The organism is Achromobacter veterisilvae, from assembly GCF_900496975.1.
GTDB classification, from domain to species: domain Bacteria; phylum Pseudomonadota; class Gammaproteobacteria; order Burkholderiales; family Burkholderiaceae_B; genus Achromobacter; species Achromobacter veterisilvae.
Map to the genome: position 1 here is coordinate 55,715 of NZ_UFQC01000009.1, position 13,549 is coordinate 69,263.

Annotated in this window: 14 protein-coding genes; 6 read left to right on the top strand and 8 right to left on the bottom strand. The window is 68.7% G+C overall.

Annotation, left to right across the window (positions count from 1 at the left end; all coding sequences use genetic code 11):
• Nucleotides 1-32: 32 nt before the first annotated feature.
• The 6 genes from AVE30378_RS10010 to AVE30378_RS10035 all read left to right on the top strand — a co-directional run bounded on the left by AVE30378_RS10010 (nt 33) and on the right by AVE30378_RS10035 (nt 6,528).
• Entirely contained in the window at nt 33-1,004 is a 972-nt protein-coding gene (locus AVE30378_RS10010; protein WP_129240702.1) for a Bug family tripartite tricarboxylate transporter substrate binding protein, read from the top strand.
• 3 nt (nt 1,005-1,007) lie between these two features.
• Nucleotides 1,008-1,778 (top strand): MBL fold metallo-hydrolase, encoded by a 771-nt coding sequence (locus AVE30378_RS10015; RefSeq protein WP_129240703.1) that lies wholly within the window; start codon nt 1,008-1,010, stop codon nt 1,776-1,778.
• A gap of 23 nt (nt 1,779-1,801) precedes the next feature.
• Nucleotides 1,802-2,533: an ABC transporter substrate-binding protein gene (locus tag AVE30378_RS10020; protein WP_129240704.1), complete on the top strand. Its 732-nt coding sequence runs from the start codon at nt 1,802-1,804 to the stop codon at nt 2,531-2,533.
• Between the two features lie 103 nt (nt 2,534-2,636).
• Nucleotides 2,637-3,458 carry a glucose 1-dehydrogenase gene (locus AVE30378_RS10025; protein WP_129240705.1) on the top strand — a complete coding sequence of 274 codons (822 nt, stop codon included), beginning with the start codon at nt 2,637-2,639 and terminating at the stop codon, nt 3,456-3,458.
• Nucleotides 3,458-5,278 (top strand): glycoside hydrolase family 15 protein, encoded by a 1,821-nt coding sequence (locus AVE30378_RS10030; protein ID WP_129240706.1) that lies wholly within the window; start codon nt 3,458-3,460, stop codon nt 5,276-5,278. Before AVE30378_RS10025 ends, AVE30378_RS10030 begins: the two co-directional genes overlap by 1 nt.
• Before the next feature lie 122 nt (nt 5,279-5,400).
• Nucleotides 5,401-6,528, top strand: coding sequence for an acyl-CoA dehydrogenase family protein (locus AVE30378_RS10035; protein WP_129240707.1), 1,128 nt, complete (start codon nt 5,401-5,403; stop codon nt 6,526-6,528).
• Between the two features lie 57 nt (nt 6,529-6,585).
• Here the strand turns inward: AVE30378_RS10035 and AVE30378_RS10040 are convergent, their stop codons facing one another.
• The 8 genes from AVE30378_RS10040 to AVE30378_RS10075 all read right to left on the bottom strand — a co-directional run bounded on the left by AVE30378_RS10040 (nt 6,586) and on the right by AVE30378_RS10075 (nt 13,434).
• The gene (locus AVE30378_RS10040; RefSeq protein ID WP_129240708.1) at nt 6,586-8,964 is read right to left on the bottom strand and encodes a TonB-dependent siderophore receptor; all 2,379 of its coding nucleotides are present in this window, start codon (nt 8,962-8,964) and stop codon (nt 6,586-6,588) included.
• Nucleotides 8,965-9,060: 96 nt separating this feature from the next.
• On the bottom strand, nt 9,061-10,110 hold the full coding sequence (locus tag AVE30378_RS10045; RefSeq protein ID WP_165360141.1) for a FecR family protein: 1,050 nt from the start codon (nt 10,108-10,110) through the stop codon (nt 9,061-9,063).
• The gene (locus AVE30378_RS10050) at nt 10,107-10,694 is read right to left on the bottom strand and encodes a sigma-70 family RNA polymerase sigma factor (RefSeq protein WP_244235013.1); all 588 of its coding nucleotides are present in this window, start codon (nt 10,692-10,694) and stop codon (nt 10,107-10,109) included. Before AVE30378_RS10050 ends, AVE30378_RS10045 begins: the two co-directional genes overlap by 4 nt.
• 124 nt (nt 10,695-10,818) lie before the next feature.
• Entirely contained in the window at nt 10,819-11,196 is a 378-nt protein-coding gene (locus AVE30378_RS10055) for a DUF2784 domain-containing protein (protein ID WP_129240710.1), read from the bottom strand.
• 84 nt (nt 11,197-11,280) lie between these two features.
• Entirely contained in the window at nt 11,281-11,856 is a 576-nt protein-coding gene (locus AVE30378_RS10060) for a restriction endonuclease (RefSeq protein WP_129240711.1), read from the bottom strand.
• Nucleotides 11,857-11,887: 31 nt separating this feature from the next.
• The gene (locus tag AVE30378_RS10065; protein ID WP_129240712.1) at nt 11,888-12,136 is read right to left on the bottom strand and encodes an RNA-binding S4 domain-containing protein; all 249 of its coding nucleotides are present in this window, start codon (nt 12,134-12,136) and stop codon (nt 11,888-11,890) included.
• A 33-nt stretch (nt 12,137-12,169) separates the two neighbouring features.
• Entirely contained in the window at nt 12,170-12,841 is a 672-nt protein-coding gene (locus tag AVE30378_RS10070) for a DUF502 domain-containing protein (protein ID WP_129240713.1), read from the bottom strand.
• Between the two features lie 125 nt (nt 12,842-12,966).
• Nucleotides 12,967-13,434, bottom strand: a complete 468-nt coding sequence (locus tag AVE30378_RS10075; RefSeq protein WP_129240714.1) for a winged helix-turn-helix transcriptional regulator — start codon at nt 13,432-13,434, stop codon at nt 12,967-12,969.
• Nucleotides 13,435-13,549 lie beyond the last annotated feature (115 nt).

Here is a 13,549-nt window from a genome sequence, read left to right on the forward strand (position 1 = left end):
CGCCCGCCGGCAATACCAATACGGAGACAAACATGAAGAACATAGCCGCAATCGCCGCGACCGTGGCGGGCGCGCTGCTGACGGCATCCGCGCAGGCGGCGGGCTATCCCAGCAAGCCGGTGCGCGTGATCGTGCCTTACGTCGCGGGCGGCGCGGCCGACATCACGGCCCGCGTGATCGCGCAGAAAATGTCGGTCAGCATGGGCGCGGCCTTCGTCGTCGAGAACAAGCCCGGCGCCAACGGGATGATAGGCACGGACTACGTGGCCAAGGCGGCGCCGGACGGCTACACCTTGCTGCTGGACGCGAGCGGGCCGCTGGTCGTGAACCCGTCGCTGTATCGCAAGACGCCCTACGATCCCGTCGCGGACCTGGCGCCGATCAGCCAGATCACCAGCTACCAGTACGTGCTGGTCGTGCCGCAGCAATCGCCGATCCACAGCGTCGACGACCTGATCGCCGCCGCGCGCGCCAAGCCCGGGCAACTGAGCTACGGTTCGGCGGGCGTGGGGGCGGGCGGCCACCTGGCCGGCGAGCTGCTGTCGGTCATGACGCAGACGCAACTGACGCACATCCCGTACAAGGGCAATGCGCAGGCCCTGACCGACGTGCTGGGCGGACAACTGAGCTTCACTTTCGATACCGTGGTGACGGCCACGCCGCACCTGCGCTCGGGCAAGCTGCGCGGCTATGCCGTGTCCGGCCCGCGCCGCGCCGAGGCCTTGCCCGATATTCCGACCATGGAGGAACTGGGATACCGGGACTTCGTGGTGACGCAGTTCCAGGGGCTGCTGGCGCCGGCGGGAACGGATCCGGAAATCATCGCGCGGCTGCACGAGGAAGTGGTGCGCGCCGCCCGCCTGCCCGACGTCGTCCAGAAGCTCCAGACCGAGGGCGGCAACGAGATCGTGGCGGGCACCCCGCAGGAATTCGCCAGCCAGATCCAGGAAGACCTGCTGCGCTACCGCAAGCTGATCGCCGATGCGCGCGTCCAGGCGGAGTAGGCCATGTACGACGTCGACGTATTGATACAGGGCTATCCGGGCCGTTCGCTGTGCCACGGCGGATTGGGCTGGAGCACGACGACGCTGCTGCGAGGCGGCGGCCGCAATATTCTGGTGGACGTGGGCGCCTTCGGCGTGCGGCACCTGCTGGGCCAGCACCTCGGACGCTGCGGCGTGGCGGCGGCCGACATCACGGACGTGGTGCTGACGCATGCGCACTACGACCATGCCGTCAACTTCACGCTGTTTCCCAATGCCCAGGTCTGGATAGGCGAAGAGGAACTGGCCTGGGCGGCGGCCCAGCCTCCGGGATTCAATCCGCTGCCCGAGCTGTACGTGCGCGAGCTGGCGGTCTCGGAGCGCGTCCGCCGGATCCGCGACGGCGACGCATTCCTGCCCGGGATGCGCGCGATCGCCTCGCCGGGCCATACGCCCGGCCACCTGCTGTTCTACGTGGACGCCCGCCGGCAGCCGGTCCTGTTCACCGGGGACGCCGCCAAGAACCGCGCGGAATTGTTGTCGGGCAGCGTCAACGATACCGCGGACATGGCCGCCAGCCGCGCCACGCTGGAGCGCATCTGGGAGTTGTGGCGCAAGGTGCCCGGAACCTTGCTGGTGCCCGGCCACGACCTGGGCATGACGCTCGACGACGCCGGGCAGCCCGTCTACGTCGGGGAACGCCGCGCGGCGCTCAACGCCTGGTTCGGCGACACGCTGGAGCCGGTGCGCATCGACCTTTGCTGCGGCGGCGCCCTGGGCCGCTGCAGCGCCTGAACCCTTCTTCTTTGCTTGCAATCATGAAACTGGACAATCGCATCGTTTCCACCTTCGCGCCCACGGGCCGCCTGCGCGCTTCCATCAACCTGGGCAACCCCATCCTCGCGGGGCGCGATGCGTCCGGCCAGCCCGCGGGCGTGTCCGTCGACCTGGCGCGGGCGTTCGCGCGCAAGCTGGACGTTCCCCTGGACCTGGTCGTGCTGGACAGCGCGGGCGCGTCGGTGGAAACGGTAAGCCGGGAAGACGCCGACATCGGCTTTTTCGCCATCGATCCGCTGCGCGCCGCGGGCATCGCCTTCACCGACGCGTACGTGCTCATCCAGGGCGCCTACCTGGTGCGCGAGCAGTCGCCGCTGCGGGCGCTGGAAGAGGTCGACCGCGAGGGCCACCGCGTCACCGTCGGAAAGGGCAGCGCGTACGACCTGTTCCTGACGCGCGAACTGAAGCGGGCCACGATCACGCGCGCGCCGACTTCCCCGTCCGTCGTCGCCACGTTCCTGGCCGAGGGCGCCGACGTGGCCGCGGGCGTGCTCCAGCAACTGGAGGCGGACGCGCGGAAGCACGCGGGCCTGCGGCTGCTGCCCGGCAGCTTCATGACCATACGGCAGGCGATGGGCCTGCCCCGGAGCCGGGGGGCCGAGGCGCAGAAGGCGCTATCGGATTTCGTCGAAGAGATGAAGGTGAGCGGCTTCGTCGGGGAGGCGCTCGCGCGCCACGGCATCGCCGGGGCCGCCGTCGCGCCCGCCATGTAAAACCCTGTTGCGCATCGGGGTTGTGCCTGCGGAAGGGTGGGACTAACCTGATTGACTCGTACACCGAGCGGCGGCGCCAGGCGCGCGCCGCGCAGGAGGCGGCATGCGGCAGGGTTCAGACCTTCAAGGGCGCGTCGCGTTGGTCACCGGCGCGTCGTCGGGCATCGGCCGGGCCATCGCCATCGCGCTGGCCGAGGCGGGCGCGCGCGTGGTGGTCAATCACCGGGCGGGCGGCGATTCGCAGGCGCGCGCGGCCGTGGTGGTGGAAGACATCCAGCGCCTGGGCGGCCACGCCGTGGCCGCGGCGGCCGACATCAGCCGGGAAGCCGAGGTGGACCACCTGTTCGAACAGGCGGCCCGGCATTTCGGGCGGCTGGACATCCTCGTCAACAACGCGGGCATCGAGCATCCTTCGCCCATCGCCGACATGACGCTGGACGACTGGCGGCGGGTGATCGACGTGAACCTCACGGGCCATTTCCTGTGCGCCCGCGCGGCGGCCCGGGCTTTCGAGACGCAGCCCGCGAATCCGGCTCGGCAGGGCCTGGCCCAGGGCAACATTCTTTTCATCAGCTCGGTCCATGAAGTCATTCCCTGGGCGTTCCAGGTGAACTACGCGGCCTCCAAGGGCGGCGTGTCCCTGCTGATGAAATCCCTGGCCCAGGAACTGGCGCCCGCCAGGATCCGGGTCAATTCGATCGCGCCGGGCGCCATCCGCACCGCCATCAACCGGCCCGCCTGGGACACGCCCGACAGCCTGGCCAATCTGCTCAAGCTGATTCCCTACGGCCGCATCGGCGAACCCGAAGACGTGGCGCGCGCCGCGCTGTGGCTCGCCGGCGACGCGTCCGACTACGTCACGGGCACGACCCTGTTCGTGGATGGCGGAATGACGCTGTATCCGGAATTCCGCGGAGCGGGCTGATGTCCAAACCGCTGGAGGACTACGGGCTCATCGGCAACATGCTCTCCGCCGCGCTGGTCGCGCGCGACGGGTCCATCGACTGGCTCTGCCTGCCGCATTTCGATTCGCCGGCCTGCTTCGCGGCGCTGCTGGGCGACCAGCGCCACGGGCGCTGGCGCATCGCCCCGCACGACAAGGACGCCGCGGTCTCGCGGCGGTACGTGCCCGACACCGCCGTGCTGGAAACGCGCTACGAGACCGCCTCCGGGGCCGCCACGCTGTATGACTTCATGCCGCTCAGCGACGACGACGAGCGCGTGGACGTGGTGCGGGTAGTGCGCGGCGAATCGGGCCACGTGCAGATGGACATGGACCTGGTGCTGCGCTTCAACTACGGCCAGGCCGTGCCCTGGGTGCGGCGCCGCGACTACGGCCTGAGCGCCATCGCCGGGCCGGACGCGGTCGAACTGCATACGCCCGTGGAACTGGAAGGGCACGATCTGAAGACCACGGCGCGCTTCAGCGTGCACGAGGGGCGCGTGGTGCCCTTCACGCTGTCGTACCACCGTTCGCACCGCACTCCGCACTTCGTGCCGGACCGCGTCGAAAGCATGGACCGCACGATCTCCTGGTGGCAGGAATGGGCCAAGCGCTGCCACTGGGACGGACCGGCGGACGCGCGGCGCGACGCGGTGCTGCGGTCGCTGATCACGCTGAAACTGCTGACCTTCCAGCCGACCGGCGGCATCATCGCCGCGCCCACGACCTCGCTGCCCGAGGCGCTGGGCGGCAACCGCAACTGGGACTACCGCCATTGCTGGCTGCGCGATTCGGCGCTGACCCTCTACGCGCTGCTCAACGCCGGCTACCGCGAAGAGGCCGAGGCCTGGCGGCAATGGCTGCTGCGGGCGGTGGCCGGGCATCCCGACCAACTTCAGATCCTGTATGGCATCGCCGGCGGGCGCTGGCTGCCGGAACTGGAGATTCCCTGGCTGCCGGGCTACGCGTCCAGCCTGCCGGTGCGCAGCGGCAACGGCGCATCGGGACAGAATCAGCTCGACGTCTACGGCGAACTCATCGAAACCCTGTACGCCGCGCGCGTGGCGGACCTGGCGCCGCTGGCCGAAGCGTGGCGCCTGCAGAAGGTGCTGCTGGAACCGCTGGCGCGCCGATGGATGGACCTGGACCACGGCATCTGGGAAGTGCGCGGCGAACGGCGCGCCTTCACGCATTCGCGGCTGATGTGCTGGGTGGCGTTCGACCGCGCGGTGAAGGGCTGCGAACGCTTCGGCCTGAAAGGCCCGGTGGCGGCCTGGCGCCGCCTGCGCGAACAGATCCGCGCCGACATCTGCGAACACGGCTACGACGCCGAGCGCGGCTGCTTCGTGCAGAGTTATGGGTCGGCGGCGCTGGACGCCAGCCTGCTGCTGATTCCCCAGGTGGGCTTCCTGCCCGCCGACGATCCGCGCGTGGCGGGCACGGTGCGGGCCATCGAGCGCGGGCTGTTGCACGACGGGCTGCTGCGGCGCTATTCCACGGACCATACCGACGACGGCCTGGAGGGCGAAGAGGGCGTGTTCCTCGCGTGCAGCTTCTGGCTGGCGGACGCCTACGTGATGCAGGGCCGGCTGGACGACGCCGAACGCCTCTTCGAGCGGCTGCTGTCGCTGCGCAACGACCTGGGCCTGCTGTCCGAGGAATACGACGTGGTCCGCAGGCGGCTGGTCGGCAATTTCCCGCAGGGCTTTTCGCACATCGGCCTGGTGAACACGGCCTACAACCTGAGCCGGGCGGTCGGCCCGGCCCGCCAGCGCGCCGAACAGGACGCGCCGCGCGCCTGAGAGCGGGCGGGCGCGGTATATTCTGGCAGTCATGCGGGGCCCCCACGACGGGCCCCGTTTTCGCGCAGACAGAGCCTGGCGGCGATCCCGCACGCCGGCCGGCGCACCCAGGAGAGACAAGCATGCTTTTGACGGAAGAACAGCAGAGCGTCCAGGAAATGGCGCGCCGGTTTGCGCAGGAACGCCTGGCGCCCGATTCGGAGCGCTGGGACCGCGACCCTCACTATCCCGCCGACGCCATCGCCGAGATGGCGCAGCTCGGGTTCTTCGGCATGCTGGTGCCGGAGGAATGGGACGGCAACGACAGCGGCTACGTGTCGTACGCCGTCGCGCTGGAGGAGATCGCGGCGGGAAACGGCGCCTGCTCCACCATCATGAGCGTGCACAATTCGGTCGCCTGCATGCCCATCCTGAAATTCGGCACCGATGCGCAGAAGGAACAGTTCCTGCGGCCGCTGGCCCGCGGCGAGCACATCGGCGCTTTCGCGCTGACCGAGCCGCAGGCCGGCTCGGACGCCAGCAGCTTGCACACCCGCGCGCAGCGCGACGGCGACGGCTACGTGCTCAACGGCGCCAAGCAGTTCATCACGTCCGGCCGCAACGGCCAGACCGTGATCGTGTTCGCGGTGACCGACCCGGGCGCGGGCAAGCGCGGCATCTCCGCGTTCATCGTGCCCACCGACACCCCGGGCTACCAGGTGCTGCGGGTGGAGGACAAGCTGGGCCAGCACGCGTCGGACACCTGCCAGATCGCCTTCGAAGACCTGCGCATCCCGGCGGCCTACCGCCTGGGCGAGGAAGGCGAGGGCTACAGGATCGCCCTGTCCAACCTCGAAGGCGGCCGCATCGGCATCGCTTCGCAGTCGGTGGGCATGGCGCGGGCGGCGTTCGAATGCGCCCGCGACTACGCCCGCGACCGGCAGGCCTTCGGCAAGCCCATCATGGAACACCAGGCGGTGTCGTTCCGCCTGGCCGACATGGCCACGCAGATCCACGCCGCGCGCCAGATGGTGCTGCATGCCGCGGCCTTGCGCGCCGCCGGCCGGCCGGCCTTGACCGAGGCCTCGATGGCCAAGCTGTTCGCCTCCGAGATGGCCGAGCGGGTGTGTTCGGCGGCCATCCAGACGCTGGGCGGATACGGCTACCTGAAGGACTTCCCGGTGGAACGCATCTATCGCGACGTGCGCGTGTGCCAGATCTACGAAGGCACCAGCGACATCCAGCGGCTGGTCATCGCGCGCAACCTGTAGGCGGGGCTGCCGGCGGCGCGGGCCTCAGCCCGCGCCGCGGGCTTTCCCGCTTTGCGATCACCAGGTGTAGCGCGCCGTCAGGTTCACGTTGCGGCCGTATCCGTAGTAGCACCAGGTGATGCTGTTGCAGGCCGCGATGTACTCCTTGTCGAACAGGTTGTTCACGGTCAGCAGCAAGCGCCAGTTGCCGGTGGTGTAGTGGGCCTGCGCATCCACCAGCGTGTTGGAGCCGGTCTGCCATTCATTGGCCGAATCCCCATAGCTGCTGCCGGTGTAGCGCACGCCGCCGCCCAGGCCGAAGCCGGGGGCGATATCCTGCGGGAAGCGGTAGTCGACCCACAACGCGGCCTGGTGCCGCGGCTGCGATTGCACCTGCTTGCCGATGGTGGCGGGGTCGGTGGACTTCTTGACCTCGGCGTCCGTATACGTGTAGCTGCCGATGACGGTCAGCCCGTCGGCCACCTGCGCGCGGGCTTCCAGTTCGACGCCGCGCGAGCGGATCTCGCCCTGCTGGATCTGGTAGCCGAACACGGGCGCGTTCACGTCGGTGACCAGAACATTCTTCTGGCGCAGGTCGTACACGGCCATCGTGTACAGCGATTCGCTGTTGGTCGGGCGGTACTTGAACCCCACCTCGACCTGCGAACCCGTCACGGGCACGAAGGGCGTGCCCGAATACGTGCGGCCGATGGCGGGCTCGAAGGACGTCGCGTACGAGACATAGGGCGAGAAGCCCGAATCGAACAGGTAGTTCAGGCCCACGCGGCCCGACCACTTGCGGTCATCCTGCTTGCTGGAGGTGTTGGCCAGCCTGTCGTCGGTCTTGGTGTCCACCCAGTCGTGGCGGCCGGACAGGGTGGCGACCCAGCGGTCCCACCGGATCTGGTCCTGCACGTAAACGCCAAGCTGCTGCTGCGTTTGCAGTGTGTGCTGGGTATCGGCGGGCTTGACGATCGACTGCGTGCCGTAGACCGGATCGAAGGCGTCCAGCGTCGGCGCATCGAAGCCCATGCCGACGGCGTAGTCGTTGCGCGAGCGCTTGTAGTCGAAGCCCGCCAGCAGCGTGTGCGAAACGGGGCCCGTGTCCAGCTTGTACTCGGCCTGGTTGTCGATCGAGAATACGCGCGAGTCTTCGCGCGGGGTGTAGGTATAGCGGCTCAGCGTCCGAAGGCTGCCCGGCACGAAACCGAGCAGGCCCACGGAGGGATGGTCCACGTCGGCCCAGTTCATGCGCGCGTTCTGGCGCAGGGTCAGTTGCGGATTCACGCGGTGCGCGAACAGGTAGCCGATCGACTGCGTGTTCTTTTCGTAGCGGTCAAAGCCCGGTTCGCCGCCGTAGAAGCTGGGGCCGATCTTGCCGTTGGGGTTGGGCAGGACGGTGCCTTCGGCGGGCAGGAAGCCGCCCCAGCCGCGCGAGCGCGCGCCTTGCAGCATCGCCAGCACGGTCAGGCTGGTATCGGTGCTGGGGTTCCAGGTGAGCGACGGCGCCAGGAGGTAGCGGCGGTCGTAGCCGTAGTCGCTGGGCGTGTCGCTGTCCCGCGCCAGGCCGACGACGCGGTACAGCACCTTGCCGTCCTCGGTCAGCGGGCCGGTGAAGTCCCCGCTGATTTCCTTGCGGTCGTCGGTGCCATACGAAATGCCCAGTTCATGGGCGGCCTCGGCCTGGGGGCGCTTGCTGACGGCGTTGATGAAGCCGCTGGGCGGCAGCGCGCCGTACATGACGGAGGACGGTCCCTTGAGCACCTCGATGCGCTCCATCGCATAGGGCTCGTAGCGGGTGTTGGCCGTCCAGACGCCGTCGGGCAGGGGCAGGCCGTCCAGGTACTTGGCGGGCGCGAAGCCGCGCACGCGGATCCAGTCGCCGCGCGGGTCCTGGCCGTAGGCGGCCGACACCACGCCGGAGGTGTAGCGCAGCGATTCGTCGATGCCCGTCGCGCCCTGCAGTTCGATCTGCTCGCGCGTCACCACCGAAACCGATTGCGGGGTTTCCAGCAGGTCGGTGTCGGTCTTGATGCCCGTGGAGGTGCGCCGGGCGACGGCGCCATAGACCGGGCTGGTGGCGGTTTCCTCGCTGCCGGTCACGGTGATCTGGTCCATCTGCTGGATGGCGCCGGCCGACGGGTCGCGCGAAATGACGACGGCCGAGCCATCGATCCGCGCGGTCAGGCCGCTGCCCGCCAGAACGCGGTCGAACGCCGCGCGCACCGTCAGGTTGCCGGAGACGGCGGGGGCGTTCAAGCCCTGCACCAGGTCGCCGCGCACGATCAGGTCCAGGCCCGCCTGGCGCGCCAGGGCGTTCAGCGACTGGCCCAGCGGCTGGGCGGCCAGCGACATCTGGACGTGGGGTTCGGCCGTCTGGCCGTGGGCGGCGGGGCCGGCCAGGGCCAGGCAGAGCGCCAGCGTCAGCGGCGCGAACGTAAAACGGGGGTGATGCATGCAGGGCCTCGTCAAGTCATGAGAATGGATACATTTCTCATGTAGACGCGGCAGCGGCAAAAAACCCTAGGTCCGGCGTCTCGGATCTCGAAAAATTTATTGCGCGGGTTCGATGGACGGCAGCGCGCCGCGCGTGTCGATCCTCACCGGCAGGGCCTGGGGAAGCACCCGGTAGAAGGTGGCGAGGCTGCGGGTGTCGAAGCTGCCGGTCAGGCGCAAGGACGCCAGGCGCGGGTCGCCCAGGACCGGCACGGGGTGGCCGTAACGGCCGAACTCGGCCAGGGCCTGCGCCAGCGTGGCGTTGTCGAACGCGACCCGGTGGTCCAGCCAGGGGGCCACGCTGGCGGCGTCGATCCGGGCGATACGGCCCGGCAGGCCGGACTCGTCCACCGTCATCTGCTGGCCCGCGGTCAGGTCGGTGACCTGCCGGTCGCGTCCGGGGCGCCAGAACTCCCACCACGCGGCGGGCGCCTCGGGGCCGACACGGACATGCCCGGACGCGACGCCGACGTGCACGCCCGGATAGCCGGGCGTGGCCGGCGTATGGCGCACGCTGAAACGCGTGCCGACGACGGTGACGCGCACGTTGCCCGTGACCACGTCGAACGGCCGGCCGGCGTCGCTCTGCACCTTGAACATGGCTTGGCCTTCCGCCATCCGCACTTCGCGGCGGCCCTTGGTGTAGAGGACCTCGACGCGGGTGGCGGTGTCCAGCGCGACCTGGCTGCCGTCGGGCAGCGTGATTTCCTGCTGCTGGCCGGGCGCCGTGGCGTAGCGCATCTGGTACTGGGGCGCGGACGGCGCCGCGAGCAGCGCGGCCACGGCCGCCACGGCACAGGCGGCCAGCGCGGCGCCCGCCAGGCGCCATCGGGCGCGCCGCTGCCGGTTCGGCTGGGCGGAGGCGGGGGGCGGACATTCCGCGCGCCACTGCGCCCGGGCGGTTTCGGGAACGGTGTCCAGCCCGTTCCAGTCGCGCTCCCAGCGCGCATACGCCTGCGCGTGCAGCGGCGATGCGGCCTGCCACTCGCGAAAACGCGCTTCGGTCGCGGCGTCCGGGGAGTCCTTGCGGCGGATCAGCCAGTCGAGCGCGGCCTCGTCCGCCGAGGCTGTCGGTGCAAGCGTAGGCTGGGCGGGATTCATGGTCATGGCTGTAAAAATTCGGTGCTGGGGGCGGCGGCGGGCCGTTCGCCCGCGCGCAGGTCCCATTCGGACTTGCCGCGCCGGCAGGCCAGCATCGCCACCTTGATGTGCTGTTCCACCATTTTGCGCGAAATATCCATGCGTTCGGCGATCTCGGCATGCGACAGGCCGTCGAAACGGTGCAGCACGAACGCCTGGCGGCAGCGCGGGGGCAGGGCGCGGATCACGTCCAGCATGGCGGCCACCGCTTGCGCGGACATGGCCGCGGCTTCCGGCTCCAAGGCCAAGGGGGCCGCCAGGTCGTCCAGGACGAGGTCGGCGTCCGGCTCTGCATCGCTGCCGGCGGTCTGGCCGCGCACGACATTGCGGCGGTGCTGGTCGGTGATCAGATTGCGCGCCGTACGATACAGCAGCGCGCGCGGTTCCGTCACGTCGCGGTCTTTGCGCTGCGCCGACAGCACGCGCGCATAGGTTTCCTGGACAGCGTCGGCCGCCGCATCCGAATTCCCGATGATCCGGTTGCAGAAGTTCAGCAGTTCGCGGTAGTAGCGCTCCAGCACGGCAAGGCGGATAGGGTCTTGGTTGGACAAGCTATCGGCCTTGCGTGTCCGGCGGCCGTGTCGCTTCAGGGGTTTGTAATGAGAATTAATCTCTATTATCGCATAGCTGAAACGATGTCCGCCACGAAAGCGCGCGCCGCGTCCGGCGTCCGGATCAGGCGCGGGTCATGGGAAGCCGGCGCCGCCGCGCCCACAGGATGTAGACGATGATATTCCCGGCGATCAGCAGCGCCGCCAGCACGACCTGCGTGGTTCTGGCGATGCCTTCGGGGTAGATGATGCCCAGGACGTAGTGTGCGATGAAGCCGCCGGAATAGCCTTCCTGCCCCGCCCGTTCGCGCAGCGATACCTCCAGCGGCGTCAGGGGGCATATCCAGCCCATGCCGATCACCATGGCGCCCCAGGCCAGCGCCGGCAGGTGCAGGAAGGCGACCCAGCGTTTCCATAGCGCCAGGAGGCCGCCGAACATCACAAAGGCGACAAAAAGGCCATGCGCGACAAGAACCAGGTCGGCGAGGATGCGATAGGTCATCGGCGTAGCTCTCGGGTGGATCGTTCCGCCCGCGACGGGGCGGAATGCGCCTTTAATCGTAAGCCGGTGCGCGCCGCGGCGGCGTCAGATCTTGAGGTCCCGCAGCAGCTTGGTCAGTTCCGGCGCCGTCATCAGGGACACGCCCTGCGACTTGGCGTATTGCAGCGCGTTGTCCGACACTTCGCCCAGCGCGATATAGATGGCTTCGCGCGCGCCGCGCTGTTCGCGCACCGCCTGAAGTTCGCGCAGCGGCTCGACCCCCACGCGCGCGGCTTTCCAGCGCTTGGCGCCGACGATGGCCACGCGGCCGTCCTTGCTGAGCGCGAAGTCGGCGCCGGGGACCTGCAGGCGCTGCACCTCGCAGCCGTCACGCCGGAAGCCCGCCTCGACGGTCCGGGAAAAATCCGCCCAGGACATGGCGGCCGCCGCCTCGGCCACGGCCTGCACGCGCGTGCCGGAGGGCGCGCGCAATTGCTTCCAGGCCGCCATGATGGCGATGACCGCGAACGGCACCGCGGCGAACACGCCCATCGCGGCGTATTCCAGGGGCAGGGCGGCAAAGCCGCCCGCCGACAGCAGCACGGCCACCCCGGCGCTCATCCACCACGGCGAGCGCAGCAGGACGGCGAAGATGGAGTTCTGGGACATCTTGAATTTCATGGCGGCTCGCGGCGTTGCTGGGATGGAAGGGTCAGGCGGGGTCGCCGTCGGCGGCCTCGGGGGCGCGCACCACGATGCGCGCGTCGCCGCAGGTGACGATCTGGCCGGCGCGGATCTTCGCCGTCTTGCGGGTTTCCACGACGCCGCCCACGCTCACGCGGCCCTCGGCCACGAGCATCTTGCCCGCGCCGCCGCTGTCGCACACGCCGGTGGCCTTCAGCAACTGGTTGACTTCAATATAGGGGCTGCCTTCGGCAAGCATGAATTCGATGATGGGCATGTCGCGCCTGGGGGATGAAAGAGGGATGGGGGCTCAGGCCTGGCCGCCGCTGCCGGCGCCCGGGGCGCCGGGGGCGTCGCCCGGAGGTTCCGGCACGGCGGGCGCGGCCGGCCGGTTATTGTTCTCGGCGCGCGCCATCCAGGCGATCAGGGACGAACGCATGGCTTCCTCGACGGACATCTGAATGGGCTGCACCCATTCCTGCGGCACGAAGACGGTATAGCCGCCGATCATGTAGCCCATCGGCAGGTAGACGGCCACCCGGCCGTCCTGGGAGAACCCTTCGGGCAGGCCTTCCATGCTGCGGCGGGTGACCAGCCCCACCAGTTCCAGTTGCTGGCCGGGCATGCGCAGGATCACGACCTGCTGGGCGGTGTTCTTGGAACTGGGCGAAAAATAGTCCGCGAAGCTCTTCAGGGACGAATAGATGCTCTTGACCACCGGCAGGTTGGTGAACGGCATTTCCAGCAGCGCCAGCACGCGCTGCACGCGCTCCTTGGACACCAGGTAGCCGATCGCAAGGATGCCGAGAATGCCCAGCGCCAGGCCCATGCCCGGCACGTAGAATCCGCCGATGAAAGGGCGCAGGAAGGTCAGCGCCACCGCTTCGGTCCAGGCCAGGAATATGTAGAGCAGGTAGATGGTCAGCGCCAGCGGCAGGACGGTGATCAGGCCGCGGAAGAAGTATTTGTAGAGACGAGTCATAGGCAAGGAAAAAAATGGGGTCGGTGCGCGGCGGCGCAAGCCGGAGGGCCGCCAGCATAGCAGCCGGCGCGGCGCCGTCCGGTAACAAACCGCGTGGAACGATGCCGCGCCAACGCCGGGAGCCCCTAGCGGTCCACCGGCAGGTACAGGGTCTCCTTGATCTCCTCCATGACCACATAGCTGCGCGATTCGGCGGATGCCGGGAGGCGCTTGAGGATTTCGCCCAGGAGACGGCGGTATTCATTCATTTCGGTCAGGCGGGCCTTGACCAGGTAATCGAAGTCGCCCGAGACCAGGTGGCATTCCATCACCTCGGGCACGTACAGCAGTTCCTTCTTGACCTTGTCGAACACGTCGCCGGACTTGGCCGACAGCTTGATCTCCAGGAAGACCAGCAGGTTCTTGCCCAGCGCCGCGGGGTTGACGCGCGCATGGTAACCCGTGATGACCCCTTCGCGCTCCATGCGCTTGATGCGGTCGGAACAGGGGGTGGCCGACAGGTTGATCCGGTCGGCCAGTTCGGTCACCGAAATCCGGCCTTCACGCTGCAGAATATCCAGGATTTTCAGGTCGATACGGTCGAGGTCGCGCATTTCACTTCCGGCAATCGGAAAACAGGAAAGAGCCGGGAAAAACCACTGCCAAAGCGAATTTTTCAGTGTCTTTCACTGCAAGGAGGCTCATAGACTACCGAAATTCCTGCACAAA